Origin of the sequence: Stenotrophomonas sp. YAU14A_MKIMI4_1, assembly GCF_003086855.1 — a bacterium.
Taxonomy (GTDB): Bacteria; Pseudomonadota; Gammaproteobacteria; order Xanthomonadales; family Xanthomonadaceae; genus Stenotrophomonas.
In genome coordinates this window covers 1,965,355-1,980,738 of sequence record NZ_CP025998.1, presented here as the reverse complement: position 1 = coordinate 1,980,738, position 15,384 = coordinate 1,965,355, and the positions used below count along the sequence as shown (strand labels likewise).

The window sequence follows — 15,384 nt, the reverse complement described above, 5'->3', positions numbered from 1 at the left end:
ATCCACGCATGGCGTGGATCTACTGCGTTCGCGTCGGGATCCGACTCCGCTCGGCCGAGGACCCGCTCAGTACGTCCCAGTAGATCCACGCCATGCGTGGATGCATCCGTCGGGTATCGAAACACATCCGGGATCAGAGCCCGTTGCGCGGCAACGGGATCCGACTCCGCTCAGTCGTGCAGTTGGCGGGGTTTCTTCCAGAACTGCCAGCGCTGGCCGCGATCGAGGCGGAACTGCAGGCCGTCTTCGAAATCCAGCACCAGCTGCTGCAGTTCGCCGCGACGCAGTGCCGCCAGCAGCGGAACAATCGCTTCGTTGCCCAGCTGCTGCAGCGAGCGCAGTTGCCGCAGGTCCACCAAGGCATCCACGGCCTGCTCGCCGTCCACCGCAACACCGGCGGCCTGGGCCAGGCCCTGCAGCAGGGCGTCGCGGCTGCGTACCTGTACGTGCTGGGTCGTCACCGATACCGGCATGACGCCGCCGCCCCAGAACCACAGCGAATTGATCGGCTGCTGACCCTGCGCGGCACGCTGCTGGTTCCAGGAATGGTTGTGCAGCAGCACCTGCGCCTCGGTCATCAGCGCCCGCCAGCGGCGACCCGCCGGCCCTTCGGGCAGGTGCGAAAACAGATCATCGCCCAGCACATCGTCGGGGCTGTCGAAATCGGGCAGTTCGATGTCGATGGGCAGGCGCAGGTACCAGCGCGCCGGGTCCGGTGCATCTAGCACGAAACCGGCGTCGGCAAACAGCGGCTGCAGTACCGGCAGCAGGGCCAGGCTGTCGGCCAGCGTGGGCCGCAGCGTTTCGCCGTGCCCCATCATGCGTGCGCCGTGCATGTCCGGCACCATGCAGGCCGGATCGGCGCGCAGCCAGCACGCACCAGCGGCATCGCCGACATCGCGCTGGCGGGTCAGTGCGGCCACCGGCCAGTGCGGCGCGGCCACGCTGAAATGGCGTTGCAGCTGGGCGCGCTCGCCCGCATCCAGCTGCACCGTGGTGGCGCGGCCCAGGGCGCGCGCCACCTCGTCAGGCAATGCAGCCGCCGCAAAGCGGCTGCGCGCCGGCAACAACAGGGTCGCCGTTGCCACCCGGTCAGTCCAGATAGCTGACGCTGACGATTTCGTACTCGCGCTGGCCGGCCGGGGCGTCGATCACGATCGAATCGCCTTCCAGCTTGCCGATCATCGCGCGGGCCACCGGCGAGGAAATGGCGATCAGGCCCAGCTTGATGTCCGCCTCCAGGTCGCCAACGATCTGGTACTTCTTCTCTTCGTCGGTTTCCACGTCGGCCAGGGTCACGCTGGCGCCGAACACCACCTTCGAACCGGCGTTGAGCTTGCTCACGTCGATGATCTCGGCGTGCGACAGCTCACCTTCCAGCTGCTTGATGCGGCCTTCGATGAAACCCTGTTCCTCGCGCGCGGCGTGGTACTCGGCGTTTTCCTTCAGGTCACCGTGCTCGCGCGCCTCGGCGATGGCAGCGATGACCTTCGGGCGCTTGACCGACTTCAGGTGGTCCAGCTCGTCGCGCAGCTTCTGCGCGCCCTTCATGGTGATGGGGGCTCTCATGCATTCAACTCCTTGTGCAGTTCCTGCAGCGACCAGACGGGGCCGGTGCCACGGAATTCCAGTGAATCCACCAGCGCCTTGGCGCCGGCAATGGTGGTCGAGTAGGTGACGCGGTGCTGCAGCGCCTCGCGACGGATCGAGAACGAGTCGTTGATCGCCGCACGGCCTTCGGTCGTGTTGACGATGTAGACGATCTCGCCGTTCTTGATCGAATCGACGATGTGCGGACGGCCTTCCACCACCTTGTTGATGATTTCGCAGTCCATGCCGTGCTGCTGCAGCCACGCGGCGGTGCCACGGGTGGCCACCAGGCTGTAGCCACGCGCCAGCAGGGCCTTGGCCACCGGCAGCACGCGCTTCTTGTCCGGGTCACGCACCGAAACGAAGGCCTTGCCGATCGGCGGGGCCTTGATGCTGCCCGCTTCCTGCGCACGCGCGAAGGCGGCGTTGAAGGTGCGGCCCACGCCCATCACTTCACCGGTGGAGCGCATTTCCGGCCCCAGGATGGGATCGACGCCCTGGAACTTGGCGAACGGGAAGATCGCTTCCTTCACCGAGTAGTAGTCCGGCACGATTTCCTTGGTGGCGCCCTGCTCTTCCAGGGTCTTGCCGGCCATGCAGCGCGCGGCGATCTTGGCCAGCGCCATGCCGGTGGCCTTGGACACGAACGGCACGGTACGCGAGGCGCGCGGGTTCACTTCCAGCAGGTAGATGGTGTCATCACCGTCTTCGCTGGTCTGGATGGCGAACTGGGTATTCATCAGGCCGACCACGTTCAGGGCCTTGGCCAGCTCCACCACCTGACGGCGCAGTTCGGCCTGGGTCTTGGCCGACAGCGAGTACGGCGGCAGCGAGCAGGACGAGTCCCCCGAGTGCACGCCGGCTTCTTCGATGTGCTCCATCACGCCGCCGATCAGGACGTTGCCATCCTTGTCGGCAATGATGTCCACGTCGCATTCCACGGCGTTGTCCAGGAAGCGGTCCAGCAGCACCGGCGAATCGTTGGACACCTTCACCGCGTCGCGCACGTAGCGGGCCAGGTCGGATTCGCCGTAGACGATTTCCATCGCGCGGCCGCCCAGCACGTAGCTCGGGCGCACCACCAGCGGGTAGCCGATCTCGCGGGCCAGCAGCAGGGCTTCCTGGTCGTTGCGGGCGATGCGGTTCGGCGGCTGCTTCAGGCCCAGCTTGTCCACCAGCTGCTGGAAGCGCTCACGGTCTTCGGCCAGGTCGATCGAGTCCGGGCTGGTGCCGATCACCGGCACGCCGTTGGCTTCCAGCGCGCGCGCCAGCTTCAGCGGGGTCTGGCCGCCGTACTGCACGATCACGCCCTTGGGCTGTTCCAGTTCGACGATTTCCAGCACGTCTTCCAGGGTCAGCGGTTCGAAGTACAGGCGGTCGGAGGTGTCGTAGTCGGTCGACACGGTTTCCGGGTTGCAGTTGACCATGATGGTTTCATAACCATCCTCGCGCAGCGCCAGTGCCGCGTGCACGCAGCAGTAGTCGAACTCGATGCCCTGGCCGATGCGGTTCGGGCCACCGCCCAGGATCATGATCTTGTCGCGGTTGGTCGGCGCGGCCTCGCACTCGTCCTCGTAGGTCGAGTACAGGTAAGCGGTACCGGTGGAGAATTCACCGGCACAGGAGTCCACGCGCTTGTAGACCGGGCGCACCTTGTGCGCGCGACGCAGCGCGCGGATGGCCGCTTCGTTGGTGCCGGTCAGCTGGGCCAGACGCGCATCGGAGAAACCGGCACGCTTGAGCTTGCGCAGGCGCGCAGCGTCCAGCGCGTCGATGCCACCGGCAGCCACTTCGCCTTCGGCGGCGATGATTTCTTCGATCTGGTCCAGGAACCAATGGTCGATGAAGGACAGGGCGTAGATGTCTTCCACGCTCATGCCGGCGCGGAACGCATCGGCCACGTAGAACAGACGCTCCGGGCCCGGGGCCTTCAGCTCGCGGCGCAGGGTCTGCAGGTCGTCTTCGCTGGTCAGGTCCAGGCCGGTCGGGTCGAAGCCGACCTTGCCGGTTTCCAGGCCACGCAGGGCCTTCTGCACCGATTCCTGGAAGGTGCGGCCCATGGCCATCACTTCACCGACCGACTTCATCTGGGTGGTCAGGCGCGCATCGGCCGCCGGGAACTTCTCGAAGGCGAAGCGCGGAATCTTGGTGACGACGTAGTCGATGGACGGCTCGAACGAGGCCGGGGTCAGGCCGCCGGTGATTTCGTTCTTCAGTTCGTCCAGGGTGTAACCCACGGCCAGCTTGGCGGCGACCTTGGCGATCGGGAAGCCGGTGGCCTTGGAGGCCAGCGCCGAGGAACGCGACACGCGCGGGTTCATCTCGATCACGACCACGCGGCCGGTCTTCGGGTTGATGCCGAACTGCACGTTCGAGCCACCGGTGTCCACGCCGATCTTGCGCAGCACGGCGATGGAGGCATCGCGCAGGCGCTGGTATTCCTTGTCGGTCAAGGTCTGTGCCGGGGCCACGGTGATCGAGTCACCGGTGTGCACGCCCATCGGGTCCAGGTTTTCGATCGAGCAGACGATGATGCAGTTGTCCGCGGTATCGCGGACCACTTCCATTTCGAATTCCTTCCAGCCCAGCACCGATTCTTCCACCAGCACTTCGGTGGTCGGCGACAGTTCCAGGCCACGGCTGACGATCTCGACCAGCTCTTCGCGGTTGTAGGCGATGCCGCCGCCGCTGCCGCCCAGGGTGAAGCTGGGGCGGATGATGGTCGGGTAGCCGACGCGGGTCTGGATCTCCAGCGCTTCGTCCAGGGTGTGGGCGACGGCGGCGGTCGGGCACTCCAGGCCGATCTCACCCATGGCCACGCGGAACAGCTCGCGGTCTTCGGCCATGCGGATCGCTTCGCGCTTGGCACCGATCAGTTCGACGTTGTACTTCTCCAGCACGCCGTTGTCGGCCAGGTCCAGCGCGCAGTTCAGCGCGGTCTGGCCACCCATGGTCGGCAGCAGCGCATCGGGCTTTTCCTTGGCGATGATCTTCTCGACCGTCTGCCAGTTGATCGGCTCGATGTAGACGGCGTCGGCCATCTCCGGGTCGGTCATGATGGTGGCCGGGTTGCTGTTGACCAGCACCACGCGGTAACCCTCGTCACGCAGGGCCTTGCAGGCCTGGGCGCCGGAATAGTCGAACTCACAGGCCTGGCCGATGACGATCGGGCCAGCACCGATGATGAGAATGGTCTTGAGGTCAGTGCGCTTGGGCATTTTCTTCTCTAAGTCAGTACAGCGTGACAAGGGGGAGTGATCGCACGCTGTCGATCAGGAATCTTGATCCGCAGCGCCGCGCCAGGGGCAGCAGCGATGCGGGGGCTTACGGTCCATCGCGACGCCACCGGCGGGCCGGCGGCGTACTGATCACGCCTTGCTCTGGTCCATCAGGGCCACGAAACGGTCAAACAGCGGGCCCACGTCGGTCGGGCCCGGCGAGGCTTCCGGATGGCCCTGGAACGAGAACGCCGGCACGTCGGTGCGGGCCACGCCCTGGTTGGTGCCGTCGAACAGCGAACGGTGGGTCACCCGCAGGGTGGCCGGCAGGGTCGCTTCATCGATGGCGAAACCGTGGTTCTGCGAGGTGATCATCACCCGGCCGTTGTCCAGGTCCTGCACCGGGTGGTTGGCGCCGTGGTGGCCGTGGCCCATCTTCATGGTCTTGGCGCCCGATGCCAGGCCCAGCAGCTGGTGGCCCAGGCAGATGCCGAAGGTCGGGATCTTCACGTCGATGAAGGTCTTGATCGCTTCGATGGCGTAGTCGCACGGTTCCGGGTCACCCGGGCCGTTGGACAGGAACACGCCGTCCGGCTTCAGCGCCAGCACTTCGGCCGCCGGGGTCTGCGCCGGCACCACGGTCACTTCGCAGCCGCGCTCGGCCAGCATGCGCAGGATGTTGGTCTTCACGCCGAAGTCGTAGGCCACGACCTTGAACCGGGCCGGCACGCTGACGAACGCGTTGGCGTCCAGGTCCAGCTGGCCTTCGGTCCAGGTGTAGGTCTTTTCGGTGGTGACCACCTTGGCCAGGTCCATGCCCTTCAGGCCCGGGAACTTGCGGGCGGCTTCCAGTGCCTTTTCCACGTCGATGTCACCGGCCATCAGCGCACCGTTCTGTGCGCCCTTCTCGCGCAGGATGCGGGTCAGCTTGCGGGTGTCAATGCCGGCGATGGCGACCACGCCGCGCTGGATCAGCCAGTCCTGCAGCGACACCTGGCTGCGCCAGTTGCTGGGACGGCGCGGCACGTCGCGCACGATCAGGCCGGCCGACCACACCTTGGACGCTTCATTGTCCTGGTCGGTCATGCCGGTGTTACCGATATGCGGATAGGTCAACGTGACCATCTGCCGGGCGTAGGACGGATCGGTCAGCACTTCCTGGTAGCCGGTCATGGCGGTGTTGAACACCACCTCACCGACGGACAGGCCGGGCGCGCCTACGGATTCGCCCTCGAATACGGTGCCGTCTTCGAGGACGAGGATTGCGGCTTGGGTCACGGAATTCTCACTTTGGCTACCGAAGGGGGGCCGAAGTCACGCCTGCGCTTCACGGAAATCCGGTTGCAAAAAAGCGCGGACGTACGGTCTGGGACCGGTCCGGCTTTCGTGATTCGGCGAGTGCGAATTGTAGCGCCGCCGGGCCGCTGGCGCCAGCGCTTATATCGCTTTATGAACAGGCGATTGCGTATTCATTTCAATCCGGCGCCGTATGTGGGCCGGAGACGGGGCCGGATCCTTTCCCGAACGGGAAAGGCTCTGACCCCGGGTGCCCGCAGATGAGGGGGTCAGAGCCCTTTCCGCTGGAAAGGGATCCGACCCCGCGCGGCTCAGCCGGATATGGGGTCGGATCCTTTCCCGAACGGGAAAGGCTCTGACCCCGGACGCGTCCAGAGGGGGTCAGAGCCCTTTCCGCTGGAAAGGGATCCGACCCCGCGCGGTTCAGGCCTGCGGGGCGTCCAGCAGGTCGCGCACGCGGTAGCTGCCCGGCGCCCGGCCCTGCAGCTGGCGGGCGGCAAACAGCGCGCCACGGGCGAAGATGTCGCGGTTGGTGGCCCGGTGCACCAGTTCGATGCGCTCACCCAGGCTGGTGAACTGCACCAGATGCTCGCCGACGATGTCACCGGCACGCAGGCTGGCGTAATGCGGCTGCGCCCCGCCCCGCTGCGCGGCCGCGCCCAGGGTCAGCGCCGTGCCCGAGGGCGCGTCCTTCTTCTGCGTGTGGTGGGATTCGACGATGTCGCAGTCCCAGCCGGCCAGCGCCTGCCCTGCCCGCTCCACCAGCTCGTCCAGCACCGCTACGCCCAGGCTGAAGTTGGAGGCCCAGACCAGCGGAATCTGCGTGGCCGCAGCGTCAAGCGCCTGCCGCTGCGCGCTGGAAATGCCGGTGGTGCCCGACACCAGCCCAGCGCCGCGCTGCACACACAGCGCCAGCATCGGGTCGAAGCCCTCCGGCAGGCTGAAATCGATGGCCACATCGAAGGCTGGCGCGCCTGCCAGCTCACTGGCGGCGAAGAACGGCACGCCGTCCACCACCCGCTGGGCCGGCGCCCGGCCGGTCACGGCGGCAACGATCTGCAGGGTGTCGGGGTGTTCGGCAGCCAGGCGCAACAAGGCCTGGCCCATGCGCCCGGAAGCGCCATGGATGAGCAATCGCAGGGGGGTCTGGTTCATGCAGGAAGGCTAGCGGCAGCGCCCCGACCCGTCCAGTAGATCCACGCCATGCGTGGATGAAGGCCCCGCGAACACGCAAACGGCAGTCGAGCAAGCTCGACTCTACCGCTTGGTCGGTCCGCAGCTGTCGCAGCCGCCGCAAGCGCCACCGCCACCGCTGGCCGGCGGCGCGATCTTCCGCCCCAGCACCTGCATCCACCCCGGGCGGCCCGGCTTCAGCAGCGCCAGCGCCACACTGCCGCGCAGCCTGCGCGCCGCACCCGGGAACTGCTTCTTCAGCACCACCCACGCACTGACCAGCACGGCCAGGGCGATGATGAGGTACTGGATCAGCAGCCCGGCGGTCATCAGCCGCCCCCCAGCGCCACGGTCACCTGGTAGGTGATCAGCGCCGCCACGTAGGCCGCAGCGAACAGGTACACGGTGGCAAAGCCCATCTGCTTCCACGAATTGGTTTCGCGCTTGATGGTGGCCAGGGTGGAAATGCACATGGGCGCATAGATGAACCACACCAGCAGCGACAGACCGGTGGCCAGCGACCAGCCATCGCTCAGCAGCGGGGTCAGCGCCTGCGCTGCGGCATCGTCATCGGCGGCCGACAGCGCATACACGGTGGCCAGCGAAGACACCGCCACTTCGCGCGCGGCCATGCCCGGGATCAGCGCGATGCAGATCTGCCAGTTGAAGCCCAGCGGCGAGAAGATCGCCGTCATCGCATGGCCGATCTGCCCGGCAAAGCTGTAATCGATGGCCGGCATGGTCGCCCCTTCCGGCGCACCGGGGAAGGACAGCAGGAACCACAGCAGCACGGTCAGCGCCAGGATGATGCCGCCCACGCGCTTGAGGAAGATCATGCCGCGCTCGTACAGGCCCACGGCCAGGTCGCGCGGGTGCGGAATGCGGTAGGACGGCAGTTCCAGCAGCAGCGGGTGCTCGCTCTTGTCGCGGCGCCACTTCTTCATCACCCACGACATCACCAGCGCGCTGAGGATGCCGGCCACGTACAGGCCGAACAGCACCAGGCCCTGCTGGTTGAAGATGCCGACCTTGCCCTCGGGGATGAAGGCGCCGATCAGCAGCGCGTACACCGGCAGGCGCGCCGAGCAGGTCATCAGCGGCGCCACCAGGATGGTGGCCAGGCGGTCACGCGGGTCCTGGATGCTGCGGGTGGCCATGATGCCCGGCACGGCGCAGGCAAAGCTGGACAGCAGCGGGATGAACGAGCGCCCCGACAGGCCGGCGGCGGCCATCATGCGGTCCAGCAGGAACGCCGCGCGCGGCAGATAGCCGGACTCTTCCAGGGCCAGGATGAAGGCGAACAGGATCAGGATCTGCGGCAGGAACACCACCACCCCGCCCACGCCGGCAATGATGCCGTCGGTCAGCAGGCTGGTCAGCGGCCCGGCCGGCAGCGCGTCGGCGGCCAGTTCGCCCAGCCAGGCGAACCCGGCTTCGATGCCGTCCATCAGCGGGGTCGCCCACGCAAACACCGCCTGGAAGATCAGGAACATCACCACCACCAGGGTGGCCAGGCCGAACACCGGGTGCAGCAGCCAGCGGTCCAGGGTGTCATCGATCTTCGCGGTGCGTGCGGGCATGCGCACGGCCGCCGACAGGATGTCGCGCACCTTGGCGTGGTAATCGATGCCGCCCTCTACGCCAACCAGCGGCGCATCCAGGTGCGGCACCATGGCATCCAGCCGCTCGACCAGCGCACGCGCGCCCTGCTTGCGCACCGCTACGGTTTCCACCACCGGCACGCCGATCTCGCGCTCCAGCGCGGCCACATCGATCTGGATGCCACGGCGCTGCGCGGCATCGACCATGTTCAGCGCGATCACCATCGGCTTGCCCAGCTCGCGCAGTTCCAGCGCGAAGCGCAGGTGCAGGCGCAGGTTGGTGGCGTCGATCACGCACAGCAGTACGTCCGGCGCGGCCTCGCCCGGGTAGAAACCCCGGCACAGATCGCGGGTGATCGCCTCGTCCAGGCTGGCCGGCTGCAGGCTGTAGGCGCCGGGCAGGTCGAGCACGGCGAACTCGCGGCCGGACGGCGCGCGCAGGCGGCCTTCCTTCCTCTCGACGGTGACGCCGGTGTAGTTGGCCACCTTCTGCCGGCTGCCGGTCAGCTGGTTGAACAGCGCGGTCTTGCCGCTGTTGGGATTACCGACCAGCGCAATGCGCAGCGGCGTGGCGGAGGCGTTGCTGGTCATGCGCGGCTTTCCTGGCGGGCGGCATCGATCACGACGCGCTTGGCTTCAGAGATACGCAGGGCGAAACGGGTGAAGCCGACCTGCACCAGCAGCGGCTCGCCCCCCACCGGGCCCTTGGCCACCAGACGCACCTCCTCGCCCTTGACGAAGCCCAGCTCGCGCAGGCGGCGGGCAATGGCATCGTTGGCGTGCAGGTCCTGCACGGAATCGACCTCGGCCGGGGTGTGCAGGGGCAGTTCGGACAGCGTCATCTAGCGCGTTCTCTGCTGGATGTAAATGGTTCTCGATTCTAACATTCCCGCGTCGCGTCATGGCCCATGACCAATGGCCCGCTATGATCCATACAGGTATGAAGTGACCCTGGATTCCCATGAACGATGCTTTGCAGATCGAGCGCACTGGCGCCACCCTGACCCTCTGGCTGAACCGGCCGACCCTGCACAATGCCTTCGACGCCGGGCTGATCGCCCAGCTGACCACGGCACTGGAGGAAGCGGGGCGCGATGACGGGGTACGGGTGGTGGTGCTGGCCGGCCATGGCGCCTCGTTCTCGGCCGGCGCCGACCTGCAGTGGATGCGCGGCATGGCCGCGGCCAGCGAAGCGGAAAACCGCGACGACGCGCTGGCCCTGGCACGGCTGATGCGCACCCTGGACGAGCTGCCCAAGCCGACCCTGGCGCGGGTGCATGGCGCCGCCTTCGGTGGCGGGGTGGGCCTGGTGGCCTGCTGCGATATCGCCCTGGCCAGCACCAGCGCCCGCTTCGGCCTGACCGAAAGCCGGCTGGGGCTCCTTCCGGCGGTCATTTCGCCCTACGTGATCCAGGCCATCGGCGCCCGCCAGGCCCGGCGCTGGTTCGCCACCGGCGAGCACTTCGACGCCGACACCGCCCTGCGCATCGGCCTGGTCCACCAGTTGGTGGAGCCGGACCGCCTGGACGACGCCCTGCAGCGCCAGTTGGCCCTGCTGGACAAGGCCGGCCCGATTGCCGCCGCGTCGGCCAAGCAGCTGGTCCGCCAGGTCTGCGAGAGCCGCGACCGCGACCGCCTGGACCATGACAATGCCAGCCTGATCGCCCGCCTGCGGGTGTCGGCCGAAGGCCAGGAGGGCTTGGGCGCCTTCCTGGACAAACGTGCGCCACACTGGGTCACCGAAGCCTGAGCTGTTTCCTGCACGCTACCCACACCGCGTGGCCGGTCATATGGGCGGCCTGCGTATCCCCTCTGGCAGCCGGAACAACCGGCCGCCCCGTTTCCCCAGGACCCGACGTGATCCGATTCCCGCTGCCCTGCCCCACTGCTGCCGATGACACCTGCCCTGCATTGGGCACTGCCGGGGCACGCGCATGAACGATTTCGTACGCATCGTCGAAGTCGGCCCGCGCGACGGGCTGCAGAACGAACAGCAGACCGTGTCCACCGCCGACAAGATCGCCCTGATCGATCGCCTGTCGGCCACCGGCCTGCGCAGCATCGAGGCCACCAGCTTCGTCAGCCCGCGCTGGGTACCACAGCTGGCCGATGCGACCGAGGTCTTCACCGGCATCAGCCGCCGCCCCGGCGTGGCCTACCCGGTACTGGTGCCCAACGAGCAGGGCTACGACCGCGCCGTGGCGGCGGGCGCACAGGAAGTGGCGGTGTTCACCGCCGCATCGGAAACCTTCAACCGCAAGAACACCAATGCCGGCATCGACGAATCGCTGGCCCGCTTCCAGCCGATCCTGCGCCGCGCCCTGGTCGACGGCGTGCGCGTGCGCGGCTACGTGTCCACCGTGCTCGGCTGCCCCTACCAGGGCGAGGTGCCGCTGGCCGACGTGGTGTGGGTGGCCCGCGCACTGCACCGCATGGGCTGTTACGAAATCTCGCTGGGCGACACCATCGGCGTCGGCACCCCGCACAAGGCCCGCGCCATGCTGCAGGCGGTAGCCGCCGAAATTCCCATGTCCGCGCTGGCCGTGCACTTCCACGACACCTATGGCCAGGCCATCGCCAACATCGCCACCTGCCTGGAAGAAGGCGTGCGCGTGGTCGACAGCGCGGTGTCCGGCGCCGGCGGCTGCCCCTATGCCAAGGGTGCCAGCGGCAACGTGGCCAGCGAAGACGTGGTCTACCTGCTGCGCGGTCTGGGCCTGGAAAGCGGGGTGGATCTGGATGCCCTGGCCGCCACCGGCCGCTGGCTGGCCGGGCTGTTGGGCCGCACCACCGCCAGCCGCACCGGCCAGGCATTGGCGGCCACATGACCGCCCGCGGCCCGCGCGACCGTCCGGCCCTCGGCGAACCTTCCGCCGCAACCGACGTCGCCCTGGCCGCACTGGACAGCGCGCTGGCCGCCACCCCGCCGCCCGCGCTGGCCGCACTGCTGAAACAGGCCCGCCAGGCCCTGCTGGACGAGCGCCAGCGCGCCCAGGACCATCAATCGCGCTACACCGCCTTGTTCGACGCGGTGCCCGACCCGGTCAGCATCCTCAGTGCCGAAGGCGTGGTGCTGGATGTGAACCGTGCCGGCATCCAGGCCTATGACCGCCCGCGCGACGCCATCGTCGGCCAGCCCATCGAACTGCTGAACCCCGACCTGCCCAGCGACCATCTGGAACCGGTCTGGGAGGCATTGAACCGCGGCGACACCTACGTCATCGAAGTGACCAACATGCGCGGCGACGGCAGCCGCTTCCCGGTGGAAGTGCACTCGGCCGGCTTCAGCGACCGGGGCGAGCGCTGCATCGTGGCGGTGGCGCGCGACCTCAGTGGTCGCTGGCGCGCCGAATCGCGATACCGGCTGCTGATGGAATCGATCGACAAGGGCGTGATCCTGTTTGATCGCAACCTCAACGCCCTGTCGGCCAACCCGGCCGCGCACCGCATCCTGGGCCTGGCCGGCGATGGCACCGGCCTGCACTCGCTGCTGGACCCCGAGGCCTGGATCGTGGTGGACGAACACGGCCAGCCGCTGCCGACCGCCATGTGGCCGACCAACCGCTGTTTCCAGGCCGGGCGGGTGATCCGCAGCACCGTGATCGGCCTGTACCACCGCCCGCGCGGGCGCATGCTGTGGCTGTCGTGCACCAACGTGCCGGTGTTCAGCAGTGGCTGCGACGAGGCCGGGCATGTGTATGCGATGTTCAGCGACATTACCGAACTGAAGCGCAACAGCCTGCTGTTCGCGCGCGCGCAGTCGCTGGCCCATATCGGCGGCTGGGAATGGGACCGCGGCCTGCAGCGCCTGTACTTGACCGACGAGGCCCGCCACATCGTCGGCCAGCCCAACGACGTGCAGGACATGCCCGACCTGCTGGACTGCCTGCGCAGCGATGACCGTGCGGCCCTGCAGCAGGCGCTGGCCGACACCATCGAGCACCGCAGCAGCTTCGGGCTGGAGCTGCAGGGGCAGCGCCGCGACGGCCATTCGTTCTGGATCCGCATGATCGGCGAAGTCTCTACCGGCGATGTGGATGCCGCGCGCATCGCCGGCACCCTGCAGGACATCACCGAGCGCAAGCAGGCCGAGGAAACCCTGCGCGTGCAGGCACGCACCGATCCGCTGACCGGCATCATGAACCGCGATGCGGTACTGAGCGACCTGGAGGTGCGCATGGCCAGCCCCGGCCACGACCGGGTGGCGGTGCTGTACATCGACCTGGACCGCTTCAAGGTGGTCAACGACCTGCTGGGCCACAACGCCGGCGACGAGCTGCTGATCGAAGCCACCCAACGCATCGCCCGCGCGATCGGCACCGAGGGCCTGCTGGCCCGGTTTGGTGGCGACGAATTCCTGGTCATCTGCGATCTGCGCGACCAGCCCGACCAGGCCGAACAACTGGCCGAGCGCATCATCACCGCCTTCGTGCCGCCCTTCCAGCTGGGCAGCGACGAGTTCCCGGTGACGGCCAGCATCGGCATTGCCTGCGCCCCGCAGGATGGCGACCGGCCGCAGCAGCTCATCCAGAATGCCGACACCGCCATGTACGAGTGCAAGCGCCGCACCCGCAACGGCTGGCAGGTGTTTTCGCAGGAACTGGCCGAGCGCCAGAATGACCGTCTGCAGATCGAAAGCCGCCTGCACAAGGCGCTGGACGGCGATGAGTTCCGCCTGGTCTACCAGCCCCAGGTGAACCTGCGCACCGGCGCCACCATCGGCTGCGAGGCACTGATGCGCTGGCAGAACAGCCAGCTGGGGGAAATGCGCCCGGACCTGTTCATCCGCCATGCCGAACACACCGGCGACATCGTGCGCATCGGCCACTGGGCCCTGCGCGAGGCCTGCCGCCAGGTGCGGCAGTGGCGCGACGACGGCCTGGGCGTGTTGCGGGTGGCGGTGAACGTGTCCTACCGCCAGTTCACCGGCGACGACCTGGCGCGCAACGTGCGCAGCCTGCTGGACGAGTTCGAACTGCCCGGTACCGCGCTGGAGCTGGAATTCACCGAGCGGGTGCTGATCGAGGACGCACCCGATACCCTGCGCACGTTCGCCCGCCTGCGCGAGATGGGGGTGATGCTGACCATCGACGATTTCGGCGAAGGCTACAGCGCACTGAACTACCTGCGTCGGCTGCCGATCCACGGGCTCAAGCTCAGCCAGCTGTTCGTGGAAGGCATTCCACGCAACCGCTCGGACGTGGCGGTGTGCGAGGCGGTCTGCGCGATCGCCCGCAGCCTGGGCCTGGGCGTGGTGGCCGAAGGCGTGGAAAACGAGGCCCAGCGGCAGTGCCTGCTCGACCTGGGCGTGACCGTCGGCCAGGGCTTCCTGTTCGCCCACGGGCTGGAGCCGACCGAGTTCGAGCGCCACCTGGCCCGCAGCCGCTGACCCCGCCCCTCTCGGCGCCAATACCACCCCGGCAGGTGCCAACCTTCCCCACCCCGGTGGGTGCCAACCTTCCCTACCCCGGTGGGTGCCAACCTTGGTTGGCACGATTTCCCGCCCGGTAGGTGCCAACCTTGGTCGGCACGATTCCCCGCCCGGTAGGTGCCAACCTTGGTTAGCACGATTTCCCGCCTGGTAGGTGCCAACCTTGGTTGGCACTGCTGGAACAGTCGAGCAAGCTCGACGCTACGTAAACCACCTATCCCACCCGCCTTTGCAGCACCGCACAACAGCGCACGCCGCACCTTCCGTTAGAATCGGCGGTTCTTGAACCTGCAGGACCGTGCAATGCAGCTGTCTTCCGTACGTGCCGTGATCACTGGCGGCGTTTCCGGCCTGGGCCTGGCCGTGGCCGAACACCTGGTCGCCCACGGTGGCAAGGTCGCCCTGTTCGATCTGAACGACGACAAGGGTGCCGCCGCGGTCGCCGCACTGGGCGCCGACAAGGCCCGCTACTTCAACGTCAATGTCAGCGATGAAGCGGCCGTGGCCGCCGCCATCGACCAGGCACACGATTTCCTGGGCGGGCTGAACCTGGCCATGAACTGCGCCGGCATCCTCGGTGCCGGCCGCGTGCTGGGCAAGGAGGCACCGATGCCGCTGGCCAACTTCCAGGGCACGGTCATGGTCAACCTGGTGGGCAGCTTCAACGTGGCCAAGGCCGCCGCCAACCGCATGCAGCACAACCCGGCCGGCGATGACGGCGAACGCGGCCTGATCATCAACACCGCCAGCGTGGCCGCCTACGAAGGCCAGATCGGCCAGGCCGCCTACTCGGCCAGCAAGGGCGGCGTGGTCGCCATGACCCTGCCGATGGCCCGCGAACTGTCGCGCTTCGGCATCCGGGTGAACACCATCGCCCCCGGCGTGTTCTGGACGCCCATGGTGGACGGCATGCCCGAGGCCGTGCAGCAGTCGCTGGCCGCCTCGATCCCGTTCCCCTCGCGCCTGGGCAAGCCGGAAGACTTCGCCAGTCTGGTCGGCCACATCATCGGCAACACCTACCTCAATGGCGAGACCATCCGCCTGGACGGCGCTACCCGCCTCGCTCCGAAGTGAT

The 15,384-nt window shown here is 67.7% G+C and carries 12 protein-coding genes; 4 read left to right on the top strand and 8 right to left on the bottom strand.

All coding sequences use genetic code 11. The features are described 5' to 3' along the window. Window positions 1-170 precede the first annotated feature (170 nt). The 8 genes from C1931_RS09135 to C1931_RS09100 form a co-directional block, all read right to left on the bottom strand. A complete protein-coding gene (locus C1931_RS09135; protein WP_108756084.1) occupies window positions 171-1,088 on the bottom strand; it encodes a phosphoglycerate mutase in 918 nt (305 codons plus the stop codon). Window positions 1,089-1,092: 4 nt separating this feature from the next. After that, window positions 1,093-1,557 (bottom strand): transcription elongation factor GreA, encoded by a 465-nt coding sequence (greA, locus tag C1931_RS09130; protein WP_188489793.1) that lies wholly within the window; start codon window positions 1,555-1,557, stop codon window positions 1,093-1,095. Window positions 1,558-1,565: 8 nt separating this feature from the next. After that, window positions 1,566-4,808, bottom strand: a complete 3,243-nt coding sequence (carB, locus tag C1931_RS09125) for a carbamoyl-phosphate synthase large subunit (protein ID WP_108756083.1) — start codon at window positions 4,806-4,808, stop codon at window positions 1,566-1,568. A 150-nt stretch (window positions 4,809-4,958) separates the two neighbouring features. After that, window positions 4,959-6,086: a glutamine-hydrolyzing carbamoyl-phosphate synthase small subunit gene (gene carA / locus C1931_RS09120; RefSeq protein WP_108756082.1), complete on the bottom strand. Its 1,128-nt coding sequence runs from the start codon at window positions 6,084-6,086 to the stop codon at window positions 4,959-4,961. Between the two features lie 441 nt (window positions 6,087-6,527). Further along, complete coding sequence (dapB, locus tag C1931_RS09115) at window positions 6,528-7,259, bottom strand: 4-hydroxy-tetrahydrodipicolinate reductase (RefSeq protein ID WP_108756081.1); 732 nt, start codon at window positions 7,257-7,259, stop codon at window positions 6,528-6,530. Window positions 7,260-7,361: 102 nt separating this feature from the next. Continuing rightward, window positions 7,362-7,607, bottom strand: a complete 246-nt coding sequence (locus C1931_RS09110) for a DUF6587 family protein (protein ID WP_108756080.1) — start codon at window positions 7,605-7,607, stop codon at window positions 7,362-7,364. After that, a complete protein-coding gene (feoB, locus tag C1931_RS09105) occupies window positions 7,607-9,469 on the bottom strand; it encodes a ferrous iron transport protein B (RefSeq protein WP_108756079.1) in 1,863 nt (620 codons plus the stop codon). The genes C1931_RS09110 and feoB overlap by 1 nt, the downstream gene beginning before the upstream one ends. Further along, window positions 9,466-9,720, bottom strand: a complete 255-nt coding sequence (locus C1931_RS09100; RefSeq protein WP_108756078.1) for a FeoA family protein — start codon at window positions 9,718-9,720, stop codon at window positions 9,466-9,468. The genes feoB and C1931_RS09100 overlap by 4 nt, the downstream gene beginning before the upstream one ends. A gap of 119 nt (window positions 9,721-9,839) precedes the next feature. Between C1931_RS09100 and C1931_RS09095 the strand changes: the two genes are divergently transcribed. The 4 genes from C1931_RS09095 to C1931_RS09080 all read left to right on the top strand — a co-directional run bounded on the left by C1931_RS09095 (window position 9,840) and on the right by C1931_RS09080 (window position 15,383). Beyond that, complete coding sequence (locus C1931_RS09095) at window positions 9,840-10,628, top strand: enoyl-CoA hydratase/isomerase family protein (RefSeq protein WP_108756077.1); 789 nt, start codon at window positions 9,840-9,842, stop codon at window positions 10,626-10,628. Window positions 10,629-10,812: 184 nt separating this feature from the next. Then, window positions 10,813-11,706 (top strand): hydroxymethylglutaryl-CoA lyase, encoded by an 894-nt coding sequence (locus C1931_RS09090; protein WP_108752973.1) that lies wholly within the window; start codon window positions 10,813-10,815, stop codon window positions 11,704-11,706. After that, window positions 11,703-14,267 carry an EAL domain-containing protein gene (locus tag C1931_RS09085; RefSeq protein ID WP_108756076.1) on the top strand — a complete coding sequence of 855 codons (2,565 nt, stop codon included), beginning with the start codon at window positions 11,703-11,705 and terminating at the stop codon, window positions 14,265-14,267. Before C1931_RS09090 ends, C1931_RS09085 begins: the two co-directional genes overlap by 4 nt. A gap of 345 nt (window positions 14,268-14,612) precedes the next feature. Continuing rightward, window positions 14,613-15,383 carry an SDR family NAD(P)-dependent oxidoreductase gene (locus C1931_RS09080; protein WP_108752971.1) on the top strand — a complete coding sequence of 257 codons (771 nt, stop codon included), beginning with the start codon at window positions 14,613-14,615 and terminating at the stop codon, window positions 15,381-15,383. The last annotated feature ends 1 nt before the right edge of the window (window position 15,384 follow it).

Bases quoted from the DNA above. Each gene is read 5' to 3' on its own strand.
- carB (WP_108756083.1), bottom strand. From the start codon at position 4,808: ATGCCCAAGCGCACTGACCTCAAGACCATTCTCATCATCGGTGCTGGC.
- dapB (WP_108756081.1), bottom strand. From the start codon at position 7,259: ATGAACCAGACCCCCCTGCGATTGCTCATCCATGGCGCTTCCGGGCGC.
- C1931_RS09110 (WP_108756080.1), bottom strand. From the start codon at position 7,607: ATGACCGCCGGGCTGCTGATCCAGTACCTCATCATCGCCCTGGCCGTG.
- feoB (WP_108756079.1), bottom strand. From the start codon at position 9,469: ATGACCAGCAACGCCTCCGCCACGCCGCTGCGCATTGCGCTGGTCGGT.
- C1931_RS09100 (WP_108756078.1), bottom strand. From the start codon at position 9,720: ATGACGCTGTCCGAACTGCCCCTGCACACCCCGGCCGAGGTCGATTCC.
- C1931_RS09095 (WP_108756077.1), top strand. From the start codon at position 9,840: ATGAACGATGCTTTGCAGATCGAGCGCACTGGCGCCACCCTGACCCTC.
- C1931_RS09090 (WP_108752973.1), top strand. From the start codon at position 10,813: ATGAACGATTTCGTACGCATCGTCGAAGTCGGCCCGCGCGACGGGCTG.
- C1931_RS09085 (WP_108756076.1), top strand. From the start codon at position 11,703: ATGACCGCCCGCGGCCCGCGCGACCGTCCGGCCCTCGGCGAACCTTCC.
- C1931_RS09080 (WP_108752971.1), top strand. From the start codon at position 14,613: ATGCAGCTGTCTTCCGTACGTGCCGTGATCACTGGCGGCGTTTCCGGC.